The organism is Chitinophaga niabensis (assembly GCF_039545795.1).
In the GTDB taxonomy this organism is placed as follows: Bacteria; Bacteroidota; Bacteroidia; order Chitinophagales; family Chitinophagaceae; genus Chitinophaga; species Chitinophaga niabensis_B.
This window is the reverse complement of sequence record NZ_CP154260.1, coordinates 5,707,757-5,728,687: the sequence shown is the minus strand read 5'-3', so window position 1 is coordinate 5,728,687 and position 20,931 is coordinate 5,707,757. Positions and strand designations below refer to the sequence as shown.

The window sequence follows — 20,931 nt, the reverse complement described above, 5'->3', positions numbered from 1 at the left end:
AACTCAAACAAACAATCGATTATGATCAAAATTTACTGCTCGGCGTCATGGCGGTTTAAATGGTTATTTCTTGCCGCTATATTTTTTTCTATTGATAGCAAGGCTTTTATGCAGGATAGTGCAACGATAACTATTCAGTCATCTAATACTTCTATTGAAATGGCGCTCCGGCAGATTGAAAAACAAACTGGATATGCATTTTTCTACTCAAAGGTTACGCTTGATGGAAGTGAGATCATACCTTCTATCAGTCTTTCCCAGGTACGTTTACCGGAAGCGCTTAATATCATTCTTAAAGGAAAGAATGTAGCATGGAGAATAAAAGACGGTGCAGTTATCATCTCTAAGAAATCATCAGGCAATGAAAAGGTAGATCCTGCGGAAGGAACTATAGACAGCATTCCGAAAATGAATGTCTCTGGTATAGTTACCGATAAATCGGGCAATCCAATATCAGGGGCAACAGTTTCTTTTCGCGGGCAATCCAGGGGGCAGGGGACGAATGAACTGGGCCGATTTAGCTTTGTGAATATTCCTGCCAATACAACAATTTTGGTTTCTTCCATAGGGTATAAAACAAAGCAGTTAAAATTATCAGGTCAATCTGAACTACGGATCTCTCTTGACTCACTTATTCAGGAAATACAGGCAGTAGAAATAGTTTCTACGGGATATCAGGACATCCCAAAGGAAAGGGTTACCGGATCTTTCGCTCATATAAATAATGAACTGTACAACAGGCAAATGGGGACTAATGTCCTGGAAAGGGTTTTAAATGTTACCAGTGGATTGAATTTTGAATCCAGAAATCAAAGCTTAGACAAAAGAAGCGCTATCACCATCCGTGGGATAAGTACTATAAATGCCAGTATGCAGCCGTTGATTGTGGTGGATAACTTCCCTTATGAAGGAAATATTAATAACCTTAACCCGAATGACATTGAGTCTGTAACAGTCTTAAAAGATGCATCGGCAGCGTCTATATGGGGTGTGAAAGCCGGCAATGGTGTTATAGTTATTACTACTAAGAGAGGGAAGTATAACCAACGATCAAACATGCAGTTTGTTTCAAATGTAACTATCTCCGAAAAACCGAGATTGTTTACCTCACCAATAATGTCTGTAGGTGAAGTGGTGGATTTTCAGAAAAAACTGTTTGCCTCTGGTTATTATAATGACTATGACGACTCCTATCCATCAAACAATGAATTCCCGGCTATTCCGGAAGTGGCTGAAATATTACTTGCCCAAAGACGGAACGAGATCACCCAACAGGAAGCAGATGCCAGAATTTCAGCTTTACAGGGGAATGATATACGCAGAGATATGAACAGGTATTTAAACCAGAATAGTATTAATCAACAATATGCAGTTAATTTCTCCGGAGGCAGCTCTATTTATAAATATTATGGATCTATTGGGTATGATAGGAATAGGAGCACAGCAGTAGGCGACAATTTTAAGCGCTTAACTGTACGTTTCGACAATACGTATATCCCGATCAGGAATTTGGAGGTAAATGGCTTTGTTGTGTACACCTCATCAATAAATGAGAATAATTCAGTTAGCTTAAATGGCCTTGCAGCTTCACCATATACTAAACTTGCTGATAAAGATGGTAATCATTTAACTGCGATCAGAACAATCAGGCAGGCTTTTATTGACACTGCAAGGTTTCCTGCCTTACTAAACTGGAACTATACGCCGCTGGATGAACTCGAGAATCAGGATAATACATTAAGGAGGCAGGAAGTGAGATTAGGGGCTGGATTGAAGTATACGATATTTTCAGGTTTGACAGTTGAAGCTAAATATCAGTATCAAAATGAAGCTTCTACTTTAAGGAATTTGAATAATTTGAATACCTACTTTACCCGGGACCTGATAAACAGATATATGTCGGGCTCAGCTGCGAATCCTTTTTATGCAATACCATTGGGGAGCATATTGGACTTGCAGAATGGAACGATTAAATCCTGGAATGTTCGCGGGCAGATCAATTATAATAAAAATTGGGAACGCGGTAACCTGGTTGCTTTAGCGGGTGTTGAAATGCGGGAATCAAATACTGATTTCAATCAAACAAGAAGATATGGTTTTGATGAACAAACAAATCAGATCTCAATTGTAGATTACAAAAACCAGTATCCCTATTTTTCGGGCAATGGATTTGGATCAGCCAATGTCCCTTACCTGGATAATATATCCGGCCGGATCAGCCGCTATCGGAGTGTTTATGTGAATGGAGCATATACTTATGACCGTAGGTATACCATTACAGCAAGTGGAAGGATTGATGGTTCAAATTTCTTTGGCGTTAAAGCAAACCAGCGGCAGGTGCCGTTATGGTCAAGCGGCTTGGGATGGAATATTTCAGAAGAGGCATTTTACAAGAGCCGGTGGTTGCCTTATCTGAACCTTAGGGCGACATATGGGTTTAATGGTAATACAAACAATAGCGCTGCTGCATATCCACTTGTTTCATATGCGATTCAGTCGTTAACGGGAGCAAAATCAGCTACGTTGATCAGCCCCCCGAATCCCAACTTAAAATGGGAAAGGGTTAAAATGATAAATTTTGGTGGAGATTTCAGGGCTTTGGATAACAGGCTTTGGGGATCAATAGAGTATTATATCAAGAATGGGGTAGATTTAATCAGCGATGTTCAGATTGATCCTACTACGGGATTTGTGAAATATACTGGTAATAATGCAAGGATAAAAGGGAATGGGATAGATGTGATCCTTAATTCTATGAATGTTCAAACTAATAATTTGAGCTGGCAGAGTAATTTGCTCTTTAGTTATAATAAGGACAGAGTAACAACTTTTAATGTAAAACCTACTACTGTAAGTCAATACTTTACGGAGGGAACCCCCATAGTCGGAGATCCCTTATTTAAGCTCTATAGTTATCGTTGGGCCGGATTAGACCCGGTTTCAGGAACTCCACGTGTATATACAGGCGATACTATCACTTCATACCAAACTGCTGCATCCAAAGCTAAGATAGAGGACCTTGTATATTCTGGACCTACGCTACCTGTATTTTATGGTTCACTTAGAAATACGGTAACTGTAAAGAGTATTTCTTTATCCTTTAATATAACCTATAAATTTGGTCATTACTTCAGAAGGAATTCAGTCAGCTACTATAATTTATATAATGGTCTGGGTGATCATGCTGATTATTCACAAAGATGGCAAAAGCCCGGAGATGAAGCCAGGACAAATATTCCAGCTATACCTAATGCGAATGATGCGAGCCTGACCTATAGCGTTTATTCACAATCAGATATTTTAGTACAAAAGGCAGATCATATAAGGTTTCAGGATATAAGACTGAGTTATGATTTCGGTAAGTATAGTACGAAAAATGTAATGATCAAGAATGCACAGGTATTTATTTATGCCACCAACTTGGGACTTATCTGGAAAGCAAATAAGTATAACATTGATCCGGAAAGTCAGTTTCAAAAGATTTCAAGGTCTATTGCTATTGGTTTAAATGCAAATTTTTAACTGCTCTTTTGGGTTGAAATCGGCTTAGTTCCCTGAGCGTTAGAAATAGCCGTGTTAATAATAAAAATTTTAAGATTTATGGCAAAAGGTATAACATATGTCGCACCAGTATATAAAGTGATTGTAGTATTATCCATGCTTTGTCTATCTACGTCCTGCGATAAAGATTGGCTAGATGAAAAGCCGGATAAGAACTTAACTGTCCCAGAGACATTGAATGATTTTGAAGCAATGTTGGATAATACTGCGATAAATGGAAGAAGCGCTTTAAGCATTGGGGAGGTAGCAAGTGATGGCCATTACGTATTGGAATCAAGATGGGCTTCAGGGTTTGACAATAACCTTGTTAATGCATATACGTGGACAAAAAACAGACCTAACATAGCAATCGTTGATTGGAATTCACCATATAATTTTATTATTGTATCTAATGTAATCCTGGAAGGGGCAGAGAAGATTGAATCAACAGCTAGTATCAGTGAACAGAGAAATAGGATAATAGGAGGAGCTTTATTTAACAGATCTAGGCAGCTCTTCGAATTGGCCCAGGTTTTCATCCCTCCATTTAATACAGCTACCGCCAGTTCCGATATTGGGTTGCCCATAAGGACAGAAGCGGATATTACAATTCCAACAGTGCGGTCAACGGTTAAAGAAACGTATGATAGAATTATAGCCGATCTGTTGATTGCAAAAGATCTATTGCCGACAACTCCCCGATATAAAACCAGGGCTTCAAAACCTGCTGTATTTGCTCAGTTGGCAAGAGTTTATTTGAGCATGAAAGATTATAGTAATGCAGGTAAATATGCAGACTCATGTCTTAAGATCTATAGCACTTTGTTGGATTATAGTAAAATTAACTTAAATGCCAATTTTATAGGAGTATTCAACGATGAAGTTATTTTTCACAGCCTGGGAAGTGCTTATAACATTCTTACATCCTCTGCCAAAATTGATAAATCCCTGTTTGATACCTATGCGGCTAACGATTTGAGAAAAAAGGCTTTCTTCAGGACGGAGAGCGCAGGGACAATTATATTCAAGGGTAATTATAGCAATAATAGTACCTCCTATTTCTTTGGGCTTGCAACTGATGAAGTTTATCTTATCCGCGCGGAAGCTTTAGCCCGATCTGGTGCAAAAGAAGATGCACTAAAGTATTTAAATTTACTTCTTAAAAGGAGATATGATATGACATTTGCGCCCGTAACTGCAGTGGATGCAAATGACGCTTTAGTGAAAATTCTTAAAGAACGAAAGAAGGAGTTATTTCTTAGAGGACAACGATGGACTGATTTAAGGCGCCTTAATACTGAACAACAGTTTTCTGAGATATTAACGAGAACGATCGGAGGAAATACTTATACACTTGAGCCTAATAGTTATAAATATACTTTCCCTATACCAGATGATGTAGTGCAGTTATCCGGTATTCAACAGAATTCTGGATGGGCGAAATGATAACACCTATATACTGACAAGAATTTATAGAAACAGGAATGTCCGGCTTAAACCGGACATTCCTGTTTCTTTTTTTTTAGTTTTTTATTTCAAGTCAGTATAATCTATTTTGTATTTGGATAAATTTCCTTTGCTTAGTGCAACTAAGTATGGGGGAGTGACAACAGCAGACAGTATTCTGCTTTTTCCCTCCCTGGGTAAGTGAAAGCTGCCAACATATTTCCCATTAATAGTTTTGTAAATATCTATGGTGTTATTGTTATTATATAGAGGTGGTGATTCATTATCAGCTTTAAGGTTTGACAACACATAAAACAGACCATTCTCTGAATCTACTATACAATTCCTATTAACTATAAGCCTGGATTCGGACGTGGTTATTTTCTCACTTCCAGCTTTGTTTAGTTTTGTATAGTTAGTATGATTGTACTTTATGGTGTCAATTGTTTTAGATTTATAAACCACATTTAAATTACTATCAAAGCAATAAACCTCATTCCTGTAATATTGAACGTATAAGAGCAGTTTATTTTTTGAATCATAGTTTAGCGTACCATCACTATCAAATCCCATAAAACTGTCATCGTCTTCAATAATTTTTGATTCTTTCAGAACTTCTCCTGTTCGGGTATTAACTTTTTTGAATTTTTGCCTTGTTTGATTTTCTGAAAGGGCTCTGACAATAATTTGTGAATCTGATAATTGAGAGAATCGGGTGTAAATGTCAGATTGGAATTTTGAGGAATCAAATTTATTTTCGGTAAAGGAGCTATATAAGGAAAGTGCTAAGTTTGGCAGGTATATCCTAATATCAGTTGAATCAACATTTAGTATATTAGGAGTATATGATCCGTTAATCTTTGGAAGGTTTAGAAAGATTGTATCCTGCGCTTTAAGGTCAAGTGAAAATGTAGTAATTACATCCGGCTTTAGCGTTGAAAGGAAAAATTTCGAGTTAGATATCCCGCTTATTCTTTGAAATGAAGTGTTGATTTCTTCCGTAGCATCAAGGGCAATAGCTTTGTCAAGCCATTTACGACTGAATCCATTATTCTGTGTATTGGGTAAACTCGCTGCATTTTTTAGATATACTAAAAAAAGAGTTATGAATACTAATATACTTATAATGGCAAAAGAATGTCTGGTGTTCATGGGCGGAAAAATGTATTAAAAAAATAAAAAGCACCAACTGAATTTCAGTTGATGCTTTTATATAATTACGGATTTTGACGATAGATCAATACAACGCCTGATCCAGAAGCTTTGGTAGCGCAGCAGAATTGTTCGGGAGTTCCGAGGCAATCTTCTGTGTCATAAGCAGCACCGCTAAGAACGGCATCAGTTCTACCTTGGTATTGGTTTACATCAGCAAAAGCAGCACCTTGACTGAAAACAACATCAGGGTTAGGATTAGTGATTGTAACAGTTTGAGAACAAGCTTCGAAAATGCTTCTTGCATTTGTAGACAGGGTTAAAGCTACGGCGCCAACAGCAACCAGAATTGCAAAACTCAATTTTAAATTTTTCATAAAAATGTGTTTTTTAATGTTAGAAATAAAGATTAACAAATATCCTGTTTTATGCAGGACAGGATCCTGCTTATTGATCAATAATATTTTTAGATAATTATATTCTAGCGATATCCTTTTGTGAAGGAATTACTTTTTCAAATTTTCGATTTGAAAATTTTGAACGGTTTACCTGTAGGAATATACCAGCTATTCCCAACACTGTAAACAGCGCATTGAAAATAAGATGATCTTCCCATGACAGTTTTTCTAATACTCCTCCGCAACTACATGGCAGATCATAGCTATAAGTAAGCATAATATATACATATCCCGTGAATAGCGCCATTAGTGAGAAGGATAAGTAAAGGCCTATCAGGCGGGTTTTCTTTATAATAAGCAGTATCGCTAATATTATTTCTCCGATAGGGAGGGCGATAGCAATGAATGATGTCCAATGTTGAATGAATGGAGATCTTCCTAATTGAACTTTGAAATTTGCAAAATCTATTATTTTGTTTAAACCCGTATAGATCCATAACAGAATAAATAGACCTATTATTATTTCAAAAGCTATGGTCAATAGTTTACTCCTTCGCAGAACAGGGTTGAACATAATTTGAGTTTTGATATTGAAGTATCGTGGTTCTTTTAAATTGATATCTGAGGATTGTTTGCGTATTAAAACGTTTTGCTAAATTGACTTTTGCTTAATATGGTTATGTTGGGTTTGTTTTTATAGAAATATTATATCTTATTTTCTTACCAGAATTCAAATATCAACAAACTCTTCAACACAATCCTAATCAAATCGGACAAAAAAAATCGATCAAATCGGCCGGGTTATTTTCTCTCTGTAGGTAGCCGGTGTCAGGCCGGTTTGATTCTTAAATACACGTGTAAAGTTTGTGGCCTCGGGGTATCCCACTTTTTCAGCCACCTCGGTTATAGTCTCTCCTTCTTCTAATAGCAACTTTGCCATTTCTATTTTTTTATCTATTATATAGGAGTGTATTGTTTTATCGAAAAGACGCCTGAAGTTCTCTTTAAGAGAGGTTTTCGCAATCCCGAACTGCTTTCCCAACCGTTCAATGGTTAGCTTCCCCTCGAGGTTATTGGTAATATATGACCGTACCGCTTCCAGCTTTTGTTTCTCCTTTAATGGAAGCAAAACTCCGTTTATTCGTTTCCGGGTAAGTTCTTCAATGGTGTAAAGGAGTATCTGCTTAACAGTAGCTTCCATGATCAGTTTTCCTGTCATTTCCTCTGCTTCATTTTTAAGCAGAGAATGAATACGCAACAAGGCCTTTACAGGTATAACCGCTCGATAATCGGACAGCATATTGCTTTTGACCTTTTGAATGTCCTCTTTGAGCTGGGGAAAGATGTCTGTTAACCCAGCAAGATACCCGGTTTTTATATCCACATGAAGGAACTCATATTCACCTGGTTCAATGATAGTTCCTTCGCAGGATTGAAAGGAAGCAATAATACACTGCCCTTCGCTGATATAGCACTTTTCTGCATTCAGCAATGAGGGGATAGACCCTTTTAGCGAAAAAACAAATGGAACTTCCGTATCATGCACATGTGCATAAACTTTCACGGGATTTTGAATATTGAATACGTAATGCCAGACAGTGAATTCATCAAACGCGATATGCTGTGAGAGGATCTGGCCAAAGTTCCCTTTAGTAGTTGTTGCTGCTGCGAGATTGATCTGCTGCAGCCGGAAAGTTTTATCTACACAATCCTGCACAACCACCTGTTCTGATTCCGGATTTTCAATTACTATTTTCATGGACTCCACAAGGTTAAAAAAATGGACAATTGAATTGTCTAGAAAGCGATATCATAATAATGTTCCCGTAACAAGGTTACTACATAGTCCCGGTTATTAAGAATGGATTTATGCTGTTCGTCCACTGTTACATGGAGGGATCTGTATATGCCTTCAGAAAATATACCATAGTGGCGGCAGGGCGCCAGTTCCAGGATGCGAAATTCCTGTGGCGCCACCTCAATTACTTTGTCGTAGCTGAGGAACCTGGCCATATTCTCCATGCTGTAATACAGGGAGTACGTAAGGTCGTCCGGCAGTACATCCAGTATCAGCGGCTTATGAATGAAGAAATTATTGACCCATAGGCTATAGCCATTCTCTTCTACGGATTGATGAATAAGGGTGCAGCAATTGGCGATGGTGACATCTGCAGTGTGATCCGATAGTTTGAGGTTTGCGTATTCCTCCGGGATAACGGACGTGTGGATAGCATCAGGGAAGTTCTGTTGACTTAAATGGAATAACATGTCTAAGTGCCTTTTAATGTAATGGCCTGAGGCCTGCTGAAATATATCTCTACTATTGAAAAAATGGCGTTCAGATGTCAATCTGTAGTGTGAGGGCTTATGTCTTAAGCTGCGCCTTATGCAATTGGTTCAATCTGTGAATTACGCCAAATGGTTTTCCTGGACTAATTAAAACTATAAGTAAATTAATTACATAACTGAATGTTTAAAATTTAGGTCAACATGGTAAATTTTCGGGATTAATTTAAATGTGTAAACGAAATTGAGAAATGCTACTGTAATATGTCCGCAGTTAAAAAATTACCATTGCTGTTCCTGGAATTTTAACATTTCATACGTTTTGGGATACCCGTTAGTTTCATACGTATATTCGATGACGTTTTAAATTTAGATGATTATACTGCATTATTATTGCAGTTGGTATCAATGGCGAGGAGGAATCCTAACGAATGTGAAAAGAGGTAGTTCTACTACTACAAATGGGTAGCTATTCAGGGGGATAAATGTTAACGAAAAATTCGTTTAGGTGATATTCTGCATTGAAATGTTAACGCGCAGGCTCCTCCAGCCGGATGATATGCACCAGGTCATTCTTTACTTCATAACCAATACCATAATACTTTAGCTGCTCCAGGTTCTCCTCCAGGGTCTTATTTCTGTCAAAGTCTCCCGTATAGAGGCCTTTATCTGCTTTCGGCTGATCAATAACGACCTTTCTCGCAAACCAGCGGGGGATCAACTTGCATAGATCTTCCAATGATGCGTCCCGGAATTTGAAAAGGCCTTGCTGCCAGCCAAGCAGGTCCTGTGCATTAAAGTTAGCGGTGTCTATTCCTTTGCCGTTATATGTTCCTGCCTGCCCTGGTCTCAATGCCTGCGATTTCTTTCCTGCATGAAAATTCACGCCTCCGGAAACTAATGCTACTACCGGATGTTTTTTGTCGTAGCTATTTACATTGAATGACGTTCCTACTACTTCCACTTTCGCGTTCTGCATCGAAACCGTAAATGGGCGGTTAGGATCCCTGGTTACCTCAAAATAAGCTTCTCCATGAAGGGTCACGTTTCTGGAAGTAGCACTGAAGGATAAGGGAAAGCTGATGCTACTGGCAGAGTTAAGGCGGACCTTTGTACCATCAGGTAGTGTGATGCTATAATCTTTACCATCCGGTACAGAAAGTGTTGCCTGTTCTGTGCTGGAGGAACTAAAGGTGAGGATGGTATCCTGGATATTTAAAGAAATGAGATCTCCCTCCTCTTTTCGTGCATTGCTCAGATCAAATACTTTTCCGCTTTCCAGTCTGAGTTCAATGGTAGGAGGCGGTAGGAAAACCGTTTCGGGAGTAGGGCGGCTAATAAGATAAGTGACAAAAATAGGTAATATTACAGCTGCTACGAGTAATACACGTTTATACCGTTTCATGACAGGTCTGTTGGAAACTACCGGCGGCATCATTTTCTGTTCGGCCCATTTCTGCACTTCGGCCCTGGTTAAAACGGCATGTTTTGCCTCCCAGAGTTCATTTACCTCGGGAAACACCGCTTTGGCTTCGTCTAATGCAGCCTGGTCCTCTGGGGTAATGATCCCGGCAAGCTCTTCGGCGATGAGCTGGTCGTAACGGGCTAATGATCGTAACATATCTTTTTAGCAATAATTGAGAAAAGGTAACAATAATGGAATGATTTTTTACCAGTACTTCTTGAGAAGTGGCCTGACTATCTTCAGTGCACGGCTGATCATCTGCCTGACATTAGAAGGATCCAGATTCATTAATTCGGCGATCTCTTTAGGCGATTTGTTGTGTATGAACTGCAGTTCAAAGGCTCTTTTGCTTTTGGGATTTGCGATATGTGCAATGGCATCAATGATCTGTTGACCTAGTTCTTTGTTTTCCATAATACCAGGATCGAACCCATGATCAATGTCTGTTTCTATCTCTTTCACATGGTTCATGACGTTTTTATGTGATTTCATACTTCTCTTCCTGCAAACACATTTGTTTTTCACGGACCTGAACAGGTATTGTTTAAATGAAAACTTTATATGGATGTCCAGGCGCATCATCCATACGTTGTAGAACACATCGTTTACCACCTCTTCAGCTAACTCAGTATCCCGAAGCCGGTAATAGGCCTCCAGTTTAAGGAAACGGCTGTATTTATGAAATAGTGCAGCAAAGGCCAGTTTATCGCCTTTTTTAATCTCCTGCAACAGCATGAGATCATTGTATTCCGAATAATCTGTCATTTGAATACTTATTGTTTTGGTGTTTTTTAATAGAATGGTCTTCATCAAAACTGATGAAATTCTTCCAGATAAAAATTGAAATATGGTTAATTGCGAGTTAAGATAAACACGCAAAAAAATAGTTGAAGAATATTGTCACTAAATGAAGTGAAATTCCGTCTTAAGAGTGTAGGATTTCCAATTTAGCCCGTAGATCAGCCAAATAGAATAGGACAAACTAGTTAGTGAGCCTAACATTAATCGATGTCAAATTAGACCCCAAAAGCCCCTTCTGACTATGTTAGGAAGGAAGGGGCCATTTTTAAACAAAAGAACAATGAAACAAATCTATCAATTTTTTATTTTTTCTGTAGTTTTTATTTTTCATGCAAGCGCTGTTGTAAGGGCGCAGGGAATAGTATCTGAAAAGCCGATGATGGAGCGGGAAATTACCATAGAGGCGAAAGGCATACCACTGCGTGTATTGTTCGATAGTATTACAAGCCAAACCGGTGTCCGCTTTTTCTACAAAAGCACTATTATTAATGATAAGAAGCTGATCACCGGAACTTTCCGCAATAAATCTATTGAGCAGGCCCTGCAATGGTTATTTGCCGGCGATACGGTTGGTTGGAAATGCACGGAAAAGAATAAAGTGCAGTTTATACCAAGCAAGGAAGTACAAGGCTGGGAGAATGTACCGGAAGTAGTTTCACCGAAAAAGCCTCCGGAGCCCATTCCGGAAATTACCATCAGGGGGCAGGTATTGGATAAGAAGGGGGAACCCATTGAAAAAGCAACGGTGGTGTTAAAAGACGGGATCCGTGGAGTGATTACGGATAAAGAAGGACGGTTTACCTTTCCCGGTATTTCCGGTAGTATCACTTTAATTGTTTCTTCTGTCAGCTATAGAACAAGAGAAAAAAAGATTGCCGCCGGGCAAACGGAAACCACGATCGTGCTGCAAAATATCATCCAGGAAATGACCGGTGTGGAGATAGTATCTAATGGATACCAGAAGATCAGGAAAGATAGTTCTGCCGGTTCTTTTAGCAGGATTGACCATAAACGGGCAAATGAGCAGGTAAGTACAGACATCTTATCCAGGCTTCCGTTTATTACAAGCGGGATGTCTTCCATACCCAAACATCTTGAACCAACTGGTACCGGCCTGATGATTCGTGGCCCCAGTACTTTTTCTGGAGATAAGGAACCGCTCATTATTCTGAATAACTTCCCCTTCCATGGCAGGCAGGAGAATATAAACCCCAATGATATAGAAAGTATCACCCTGTTAAAGGATGCCGCTGCGGCTTCTATCTGGGGTGTGAAAGCTGGTAATGGCGTAATAGTTATTACTACAAAGAAGGGTACATATGACACTCCCCTCTGTGTAACATTTAATGCAAACGTAACGATTGGCAGGAAACCAGACCTGTTCTCCATAAATACCATGTCCTCTGCTGACCTCATCAATGAGGAAATGAATTTGTTTAGAAAAGGGTACTATGATAGTAAACTACCTCATCTCGCCTATTATTCACCAACACCGGTGGGAAGTATACTTTTGAAAGAGCGGCAGGGCTTGCTCTCAACCCCGGAAACCAATGCGCAACTTGATAAGCTAAGGGCCTCGGATGTCCGAAATGAGTTCCAGCGATATCTCTTAGAAAACAAACTGAATCAGCAATATGCGGTTAGTTTGAATGGCGGCACGCGCAAACATGCATGGCTGTTTTCCCTGGGCTTGGACAGGAATAAAGGCACACTGGGTGAAAGATACGAACGCTATACCAGCCGGTTGTCACATGCTTTCAGGCCAACAAAAAAACTTGAATTCACCACCAATGCATTTTTTACCCATAGCAACAGCAGGAGCGGTAAACCCGCATACAAAGATTTCAAAGGACCGCAGTACACACAGCTCCTGGGTCAAAATGGAGAAGAAAATCCCCTATATACCTACAATAACTACCGCAAAGAATATATTGATACATTCGGTGGAGGACGGCTCCTGGACTGGCGGTACTATCCACTACAGGACTATAAGCATAGTATAGACAGAACAAATGTTCGCGGCCTGAATGTGGAGTGGAACCTTGATTATAAATTCAGCAGCAGCTTTTTTGTTTCATTGAAATATAACTACCAACATCAGAAAATGGAAAGACGTCTTGATCAGGATATGCAGAGCTACTTTACCCGGGACCTGATCAACAGTTTCTCACAGATTGACTATACAAAGGACACAGTAAGGAATTTTATACCGAAAGGCGGAATAAGAGACCGTTATGCGGATGACCAGACGGGACACGATGGTCGTGTACAATTGAATTTTGAACGGAAATACAATAAACATCAGATTGTAGCCATAGCCGGAGGGGCAGTGAGCAGCTTTGCCACAGATGTAAGGTCGTCCAGAACGTATGGAATAGGTAATGATGCCGCTAACATACAGGAGATGGACTTTGAAAAGTATTATCCCCATTTAGCCACTAAAGCACCAACGAAAATTCCGAATACTTCCATATTTGAGAAAAAAGAGATCCATTACATCTCTACCTATGGAAACGCCACTTATACATGGGACGGCAGGTATACATTTTACATTAGTGGAAAGCGTGATGCCACTAATTCGTTTGGGGAAAATACGAAGAACAGATGGAAGCCCCTGTTGGCTTCGGGCGCCGCATGGTTTATTTCAAAGGAACGTTTTTATCGTTCCAAATGGCTGTCCGATCTGAAGCTGAGGTTTTCCTATGGTGAGAGTGGAGGAGTTGACGCGGACAACATAGGAGAAACAACCATCCGGTACATGGGCATGAACGATCCGGCAAATTCAAGGTATGCCGTGATCGATAATAATAATAATCCGGACCTGAAGTGGGAGGTGATCAAAATGTTGAATGCAGGAATTGACTTTCGCATAAAGAACGGAAGGCTTTCAGGGAGTATTGAATTCTATAGCAAACGCATGCAGGACCTATATGGCGGAGGCCCTGTTGATATTACAGCAGGACTCGGGAGGAACACTGTTTTAAGGAATTTTGGGGAGATGAAAGGAAGAGGCATGGATATCGAACTCAATTCAGAGAATAAAATAGGTGCGTTTAACCTGAACTTCAATCTGGTCGCCAATTATTATTCCGACAGGGTTACCAGGCTTATGAGTAAAGATATGCTGGCCGCCCTGACAGCGGCAAGTGGAAAGCCAATGGGCCTGGAGGGATTTACACTGTATCCGTTGTTCTCTTTCCGGTCAGCAAAACTTGATCCTGCTACGGGAGATCCAAGAGGTTATCTGGACCAACAGATCAGTATGGACTATGACAAGATCCTGGGGGGTAGAGTAGAAGACCTTGATTTTGCCGGGAGCACACTGCCTAAATTATCAGGCTCATTTAGTACCGCTATCAAATTTGAAAACCTGACGATCACAACCTGTCTTATATACAAGCTGGGATATTATTTCAGAAGATCGTCCATCAATTATGATGACCTGGCCAATAAACAAACCAGCCATGGGGATTATTATCAGCGTTGGAAGAAAAAGGGAGATGAGCGTTTTACAACTGTTCCTTCTCTTATTATACCTAATGGAAGTAACAGAGGGCTTTTCTACGCCATGTCAAACGATCTGGTGACAAAGGGTGACCATGTAAGGGTCGGGTACGTGAATGTGAACTACGAATTTGTGCGGAAGAAGATCGCCGGAGCGCTCATTGATAACATTCAGATCTATGCTACGTTGACCAATCCGGGAATCATCTGGAAAAAAAATAAGCATGACATTGATCCGGATAGCCAACTAATGCGCGCAGATGCCAGCGTTTCATTTGGTGCCAGGTTTTTCTTCTAGATAAACTAATTCATTTTTATGAGGACTACGATCGCAATACTACTAGCCATGTTTCTTGTTCTTCAATATATGAGCTGCAAGAAATATTTGGACGCAACTACCGACCAGAAAAAGATAATACCTTCCAAAGTGGAGGACCTTCAGGCAATACTCAATAATGAGCAGGTACTTAATCAGAAAAGCCCCAAGGCGATGGACCTGAGTGCAGACGAGTTTTTTCTGACAGATAATGATTGGGCCGCGTTAGAAGAATGCAACAGAAGGATGTATGTATGGGAAAAGGGTCAGATGTTTGAAAAAGGAAGTAATAATGACTGGGGAAATATTTACACCAATGTATATATAGCAAACACTGTACTGGCCTATGCAAATGAAGTAGAGGGCCGGCCTGACGATATAAAGAACGTAAAAGGGCAAGCTTTATTCTTACGTGCGCAGGCGTTTCTTCAGGCAACTTTTATTTGGACCACCATGTATGCTGAACGCACTGCTGGTACAGATCCCGGTATCCCTTTGAGATTAACTCCGGATATGAATGAGAAGACGGTTCGCGCCACGCTCAAACAAACATATGAACGGATCATAGATGATCTGAAACTGGCAGCAGAATTATTGCCTATGCAGCCTGTGCCTTCTTTACGCCCTTCAAAACCTGCCGCCTATGCATTATTGGCCCGCTGTTACATGTCTATGGGTGATTACAGGAATATGGGCTCCTATGCTGATTTATGTTTACAGTTTAGAAATACATTAATCGATTACAATACATTAGACCAGAATCCTACCGTTCAACTTCCCTTTGCTCCCAGATTCAGTAATTCGGAGATTATTACCGGTTCAAGTGTAATGGCAACTCAGGCATTTAACATACATACTGCAAAAGTAAATCCTGAGTTGTATAATTCTTATAGCAATAATGATCTAAGGAAATGGATACTGTTTAAGGATAACCAGAATGGTACGTTTGGCTTTCGTGGAAATTATTCAGGGACCGTTAGTCTTTATAGTGGTATCGCCACAAATGAAGTTTACCTGATGCGTGCTGAATATTATGCCAGGGAAGGAATTACGCATGCTGCAATGGCAGACCTGAACAAGTTGCTTGAAAAACGTTTTGTGGCTGGCACCTTTGTTCAATTGACAGCACGCAATCCGGCAGAGGCATTGGACCTGATATTGAGGGAGCGAAAAAAGGAATTGGTACTGCGTGGGTTAAGATGGATAGATCTTAAGCGTTTAAACAAAGCTGGTGCGAACATTGAATTGAAAAGGTTGGTGAATGGACGTACCTATCTGCTACCTCCTAATGATCGGAGGTATGCATTGCAGATCCCGGAGGATGAAGTTAAAATGTCCGGCATGGTACAGAACCCATAATAATCAATATATTATTTAATAAGGAGACATGAAAAAAAGCATCATAAAATCAGATATCGATCATATCGTAAAAGAAGCGTTACAGAATTTTAAACTTCACTACCGTCAGATCAAAGGAAAAGCAGGCTGGCATCAATACCTGGGAGCAGATAAGATAGGAACTGTAGCCACTGCGCAGGTATTGCTGGCATTCAAATACTTCAAAGAGGACTTTAATGACAAACTAAAAATAGTAGACAGCTTACTGAAAAGCCAGATAAAGAGTGCGGATAGCACCAAAAATGGAGGATGGGAATATGTGACCAACTTCCCAGGTGTAGCTACCCTGGAAGCAACCTGCTGGGCATTGCTGGCTTTACATGAAGAATATGGAGATCATCCGGTTGTAGTGGCTGGTCTGAACTGGCTATTACGAAATGCCATTAAAGGCGAAGCAGATGAAGGATGGGGTATGATGCCCGGAGATATTTCCCGTGTGTATACAACCTGCCTGGCACTTAAAACATTAAAAGTATATGGCAAGGTGAACACCGAGCAATACGAAAGGGGGCTTAACTGGCTGATCAAGGCACAGAATACAGATAAAGGCTGGGGAAGCACTGTCGGCCATCCTTCCAGTATTGTTTATACTTCGCGGGTGATCATTACCCTGGCAGCAAACGGGCACGATATCATTGAGTTGAAATCAGGTACTCAGTGGTTGAGGCAACGTGCACAGAATTTACAATTGGCAAAGATTAATATTGAGTTGGAATACCATGAGACCATAGAGTTTGGGAGCAGGAAATTGAAATTTCATCATATGCCGCTGCAGCTTCTTCTGACAGCGCTGATACTTTCGGGGAATACAAAAAGTATCACGGTGTTTGATGGGGTAAATGACCTGATCACCAATAATAATAACTATTACTGGTGGCATCCCTCCTTTGAAGATGGCAAACGGAAGCCCCTGTGGGCCATCTTTGATACCCTCGTTGTGTGCAAAGCACTGCAGGAAAATACCTATAATTGGCAGTCCATCATCATGATCCAATATCAGGGGAAAGACCTGATCTTGAAGGAACGCTCCAATCCATTTAGCTGGAAGCGGTTTAAGGAGCGGTTCATCTTTGATATATGGGGGAAGGTGTTTATTGTCATCTGCTTATGTTTACTCCTGAACAGTATTATAGGCGCATTTCCGGAATTGGGAACGACTGCTTATTCTACAATGATCATCATTCCCTTACTGATTGAACTGTTGGGATATTATTTAACGGAAACAAGAAAGAGCAAGCGAAGGCTGGATGTTTGATAGAAAAGCGGTTGTATCTTTTGATACAACCGCTTTTGCCTTTAGGGCTTTGTGGAGTAGCTCAGATAAATGACCGCGTGTGTTGCACTGGTGTAGTCCCAGGACCCAAATCCCTGATCGGAAAGATAACCCGCGAGTTGCTGGGTTGGCGACCCTGAATAATAATAAAGTTTGTCTTCCGGTACCCGCAGGATACAACAATCAGTTCCCATATCATCGCATTCGTAGTGGGAAGTGGCCAGCTCCCAATGGGAAGCATTTTCGTAATAGAATTCAGCACCATTTGCCGGAATAAAATGAAAGCTGATCAATTCGGTTTTTGGAGCAGTGTAGGCGCTTAATGCAATGGCCGCTGCTAAGGCACATAGGCCCAGGAGATAATTTTTCATACATGTCTTTTTAAAAGTTAAGAGATGATCTGTTTATAAGGGGTTAGTAAAATAGCAGTTAATGCGAGCAGTGTAAATACCACATTAAAGAGCAGATGCTGTGTCCAGGTCATTTTTTCTATCACCCCGCCGCAGGTACATGGGAGCTGGGGGGTAAAAATGATCATATATCCTATGTATAATGTAAAAACAAACATCAGGACAAAAGTGCTATACAAGCCTGGTCGCCTGGTACGTGGGAGGAATAAAAGCAGCGATATCATTAATTCAATGATGGGAATAGCAATGGCAATATAGTCAGCTATGCCTCCTATTATCGGTGTTTCTTTTAATGTCTGTGCAAAAAGATGAAATGTAAATATTTTACTTAAAGCGGTATAGACAAATAGAAAAATAAATACTGCTGAGATGATCTCAGGTATGGTACTCCTCTTCATATGCAATTTTTAATGGCTACTGAGGCTGATAAGCGCTGGCAAAGTAGTGCTCCCTTAAAAGTGCTGCAATGTATTCCCGGTCCTTTAATATAGACTTGTTGTACTCGTCTACTGTAATATGTAATGATCTGTAAGTGCCTTTCTCAAATTTGCCATAATGAAAGCCGGGTGACAGTTCTAACATACAAAACTCCTTTGGCTCAATTTTCTTTATTTTATCTGCTGTTCCGAATTTTACAACGTTCTCAATACTATAATACAGGGAATACATTTTTTGCATGGATAATACATACAATGAAAGCGGTTTGTTGATGAAAAAATTATTTATCCAAAGACTGTACCCTTGCTCTTGGATGGTTTGATGAATAAGGGTACAGGCGTCATCAATCGTTACATTTCTTATGTGATCCGGCAGGGTAATGTCGGCATATTCACGGGGTATTTCAGTTGTTCGGATAGCGTTCGGAAAATGCTGTGTACTTAAATGGAATAACATAGCTAATGGTCTTTTTAGTTAATAACAAACGTGCGTGTAACATCCGGCATTACTGAAGGATCTCAGTAATGCCGGCTTTGTTGAATTGTATCAGCTTTTTTCAATTCGTGGAATGGCAATTTCTTCTGGTGGTTCGTTACATGCAGGGCATAAGAATCCCCTTCCTATTTTTCATATGGATAATGGCTAGTTGAATGCGTTAAATTGGGAGGGGTAAACGGTACTCTTGTTATTAAGACGCAAAAAAAAGGGGAGCAGGGTGTAATGGGATGGGTTTTTCTTTAAAGCGTATCGGTTTGAGGCTCCTTTACAAGCCCCAAACCGATGAATAACTTATTGATAGATAGGATCTCCCTGTTTCTCAGGGTCTCCCTTCATCTCTACTGCATTAAACTCCGGCAGTCCAAAATGGGCATCCACTTCTACAAACTTCGGCCTTCCCCAGAAAGCCCCCATTTTTATACTGCACTTCACGAAATACACCTTGCCAGGCTGTACATCTATGGTGAGCTCTTCTTTTGTTTCTGTCTTTGCCCAGATAGTAAACGGCCCGGGTTTAAGTATTTTTACGGAATACTTGCTGCCATTCCACATGCGGCAATCTGCAGAATCTCCTACATTCAGGTTGTAGTGTACCAGCATGCCGGTCCCTCCTTTCGGTCTGTAAACACATACTACGGCATAATCCGCATCAGGTGGCACGATGGCACTCAGCGATGAATCAAAAGCACTGCTGGAAACAGGTGTGTAACCTGTGATGTTTTCCGCATAATACACATCGCCTCTCAGGCGGTAACAGGTACTTTTGGAATCGGGGGCTTTGAGCTCTGTGATCAGAACGATGTTAGCCCCTTTCTTACGGGCTTTTTCTTTGGCCTGTTCAATGGTGCGGTCGTAACCACATTTGATCTTGAAACCACCATCCAGAACTTTGACATCCCCCATCGGTTTGGCATCTTCTGGCAATAGTTCGCCGGTTTTGAGGATCAGTACTTCGGCAGTATCATGGAGTGCCTGGGCAAAGGCAGTTGTGCAAAAGCTACATACGCACAATAAGGTAAAAAGCCCCTTAAGTGAGAATTGCATAGGTATTGATATTTACCTGCAATATAAGCGGTATCTGCGTTGCTGCAAAGCGGCCAGGGGAACTAGATAAAATGATGACATTCATTGTTTTAGGCTTTCTGGAGCTCCAGTTTATGCAGGTACGAGGCAAACCAGATCAGCAAAGCCAATACGGTGAGCGGTTCTATCACCCCGATCACAGGATACCCTGTATTCAACTTTGCCAGGAAAGCCGAGAACAAATTAATGCTGAAAGCCACATAGATCCACTCTTTTATCCTCACCGGCACCTGTGGGAAAAGCAATGCCACTGCGCCGATCACTTTGGCTGTGGTGAGTTCTATCCTGAAATAGTTCGGGAAACCCATGTTTGCGAATTCAGTGGCATGGGTGCCGGAATAATAAGCGCTGAACAGCATGAAGAAACTGATGGCACAGGTGAGTGACCAGTAGATAATTCTTTCTCTTTTCATGTTAGTTAAATTTGAAAGTGCTTAACAGGTAAATGATGGCGAAAAACACCAGCTGGGTAATGTGGAAGGTGTTCAGGTTTTTACGAATGCCGGAGAGGGATGGCGTTTCCTGTAACAGCAGCTTGTTAAGTTTTGCATTTTGCCGCCGGCCGAAGATAATAGCATTGAGGATCACCAGCAGTACTACTCCCATTTTGATCCTGAACCACAGGAAAGTATCAAAAACGCCGCGCGTGGCAATCATCATTCCTACGCCGGATAACAGGATGAGTGCAGTGCCGGCAATGATCAGCACTGGCAGCCGGTTGGTGATCCTTCTTACCAGGATCCCTTCCTGTGGGTTATGTGCATATAATGACCAGAATTTCCTGGTGAGTACAAAATCCGCTACCGTAACACCTGCCATCAGGCTGATGCCGATGATATGGAGCCATAAAGAAGTGTTGAAAAGCATGTGGCTGTGATTTATTTATACATAAGACAGGCCACCTGCTTTTTCTGTGACGGTGA

At 40.6% G+C, this 20,931-nt stretch carries 18 protein-coding genes; 5 read left to right on the top strand and 13 right to left on the bottom strand.

Features of this window, described 5'->3' with window-relative positions; translation table 11 throughout:
* Positions 1–21 precede the first annotated feature (21 nt).
* The gene (locus AAHN97_RS22755) at positions 22–3,522 is read left to right on the top strand and encodes a SusC/RagA family TonB-linked outer membrane protein (protein ID WP_343304403.1); all 3,501 of its coding nucleotides are present in this window, start codon (positions 22–24) and stop codon (positions 3,520–3,522) included.
* Positions 3,523–3,600: 78 nt separating this feature from the next.
* Positions 3,601–4,986: a RagB/SusD family nutrient uptake outer membrane protein gene (locus AAHN97_RS22750; RefSeq protein ID WP_343304402.1), complete on the top strand. Its 1,386-nt coding sequence runs from the start codon at positions 3,601–3,603 to the stop codon at positions 4,984–4,986.
* An 84-nt stretch (positions 4,987–5,070) separates the two neighbouring features.
* On the opposite strand, the gene AAHN97_RS22745 is transcribed toward AAHN97_RS22750, so the two are convergent.
* The 7 genes from AAHN97_RS22745 to AAHN97_RS22715 all read right to left on the bottom strand — a co-directional run bounded on the left by AAHN97_RS22745 (position 5,071) and on the right by AAHN97_RS22715 (position 11,052).
* A complete protein-coding gene (locus tag AAHN97_RS22745) occupies positions 5,071–6,138 on the bottom strand; it encodes a hypothetical protein (RefSeq protein WP_343304401.1) in 1,068 nt (355 codons plus the stop codon).
* Positions 6,139–6,203: 65 nt separating this feature from the next.
* Positions 6,204–6,515 (bottom strand): hypothetical protein, encoded by a 312-nt coding sequence (locus AAHN97_RS22740; protein WP_343304400.1) that lies wholly within the window; start codon positions 6,513–6,515, stop codon positions 6,204–6,206.
* A 97-nt stretch (positions 6,516–6,612) separates the two neighbouring features.
* A complete protein-coding gene (locus tag AAHN97_RS22735; protein ID WP_343304399.1) occupies positions 6,613–7,110 on the bottom strand; it encodes a MauE/DoxX family redox-associated membrane protein in 498 nt (165 codons plus the stop codon).
* Between the two features lie 213 nt (positions 7,111–7,323).
* On the bottom strand, positions 7,324–8,295 hold the full coding sequence (locus AAHN97_RS22730; protein ID WP_343304398.1) for a helix-turn-helix domain-containing protein: 972 nt from the start codon (positions 8,293–8,295) through the stop codon (positions 7,324–7,326).
* A gap of 38 nt (positions 8,296–8,333) precedes the next feature.
* Positions 8,334–8,804, bottom strand: a complete 471-nt coding sequence (locus tag AAHN97_RS22725) for a hypothetical protein (RefSeq protein WP_343304397.1) — start codon at positions 8,802–8,804, stop codon at positions 8,334–8,336.
* A 547-nt stretch (positions 8,805–9,351) separates the two neighbouring features.
* Complete coding sequence (locus AAHN97_RS22720) at positions 9,352–10,443, bottom strand: FecR family protein (RefSeq protein ID WP_343304396.1); 1,092 nt, start codon at positions 10,441–10,443, stop codon at positions 9,352–9,354.
* Positions 10,444–10,491: 48 nt separating this feature from the next.
* A complete protein-coding gene (locus AAHN97_RS22715; protein ID WP_343304395.1) occupies positions 10,492–11,052 on the bottom strand; it encodes an RNA polymerase sigma factor in 561 nt (186 codons plus the stop codon).
* A 316-nt stretch (positions 11,053–11,368) separates the two neighbouring features.
* Here AAHN97_RS22715 and AAHN97_RS22710 point away from each other — a divergent pair, with 316 nt between their 5' ends.
* Genes AAHN97_RS22710 through AAHN97_RS22700 form a run of 3 tightly spaced genes read left to right on the top strand, consistent with a single transcriptional unit; the run spans position 11,369 to position 17,561 of the window.
* The gene (locus AAHN97_RS22710; protein WP_343304394.1) at positions 11,369–14,890 is read left to right on the top strand and encodes a SusC/RagA family TonB-linked outer membrane protein; all 3,522 of its coding nucleotides are present in this window, start codon (positions 11,369–11,371) and stop codon (positions 14,888–14,890) included.
* 18 nt (positions 14,891–14,908) lie between these two features.
* On the top strand, positions 14,909–16,267 hold the full coding sequence (locus AAHN97_RS22705) for a RagB/SusD family nutrient uptake outer membrane protein (protein ID WP_343304393.1): 1,359 nt from the start codon (positions 14,909–14,911) through the stop codon (positions 16,265–16,267).
* A 28-nt stretch (positions 16,268–16,295) separates the two neighbouring features.
* Positions 16,296–17,561 (top strand): prenyltransferase/squalene oxidase repeat-containing protein, encoded by a 1,266-nt coding sequence (locus AAHN97_RS22700; RefSeq protein WP_343304392.1) that lies wholly within the window; start codon positions 16,296–16,298, stop codon positions 17,559–17,561.
* Between the two features lie 41 nt (positions 17,562–17,602).
* Here the strand turns inward: AAHN97_RS22700 and AAHN97_RS22695 are convergent, their stop codons facing one another.
* The 6 genes from AAHN97_RS22695 to AAHN97_RS22670 form a co-directional block, all read right to left on the bottom strand.
* Complete coding sequence (locus AAHN97_RS22695) at positions 17,603–17,950, bottom strand: hypothetical protein (protein WP_343304391.1); 348 nt, start codon at positions 17,948–17,950, stop codon at positions 17,603–17,605.
* 17 nt (positions 17,951–17,967) lie between these two features.
* On the bottom strand, positions 17,968–18,387 hold the full coding sequence (locus AAHN97_RS22690; protein WP_343304390.1) for a MauE/DoxX family redox-associated membrane protein: 420 nt from the start codon (positions 18,385–18,387) through the stop codon (positions 17,968–17,970).
* A 16-nt stretch (positions 18,388–18,403) separates the two neighbouring features.
* On the bottom strand, positions 18,404–18,571 hold the full coding sequence (locus tag AAHN97_RS22685; RefSeq protein ID WP_343304389.1) for a hypothetical protein: 168 nt from the start codon (positions 18,569–18,571) through the stop codon (positions 18,404–18,406).
* Between the two features lie 645 nt (positions 18,572–19,216).
* Complete coding sequence (locus AAHN97_RS22680; RefSeq protein ID WP_343304388.1) at positions 19,217–19,969, bottom strand: hypothetical protein; 753 nt, start codon at positions 19,967–19,969, stop codon at positions 19,217–19,219.
* 89 nt (positions 19,970–20,058) lie between these two features.
* A complete protein-coding gene (locus tag AAHN97_RS22675; RefSeq protein ID WP_343304387.1) occupies positions 20,059–20,421 on the bottom strand; it encodes a DoxX family protein in 363 nt (120 codons plus the stop codon).
* Between the two features lies 1 nt (position 20,422).
* The gene (locus AAHN97_RS22670; protein ID WP_343304386.1) at positions 20,423–20,875 is read right to left on the bottom strand and encodes a hypothetical protein; all 453 of its coding nucleotides are present in this window, start codon (positions 20,873–20,875) and stop codon (positions 20,423–20,425) included.
* Positions 20,876–20,931 lie beyond the last annotated feature (56 nt).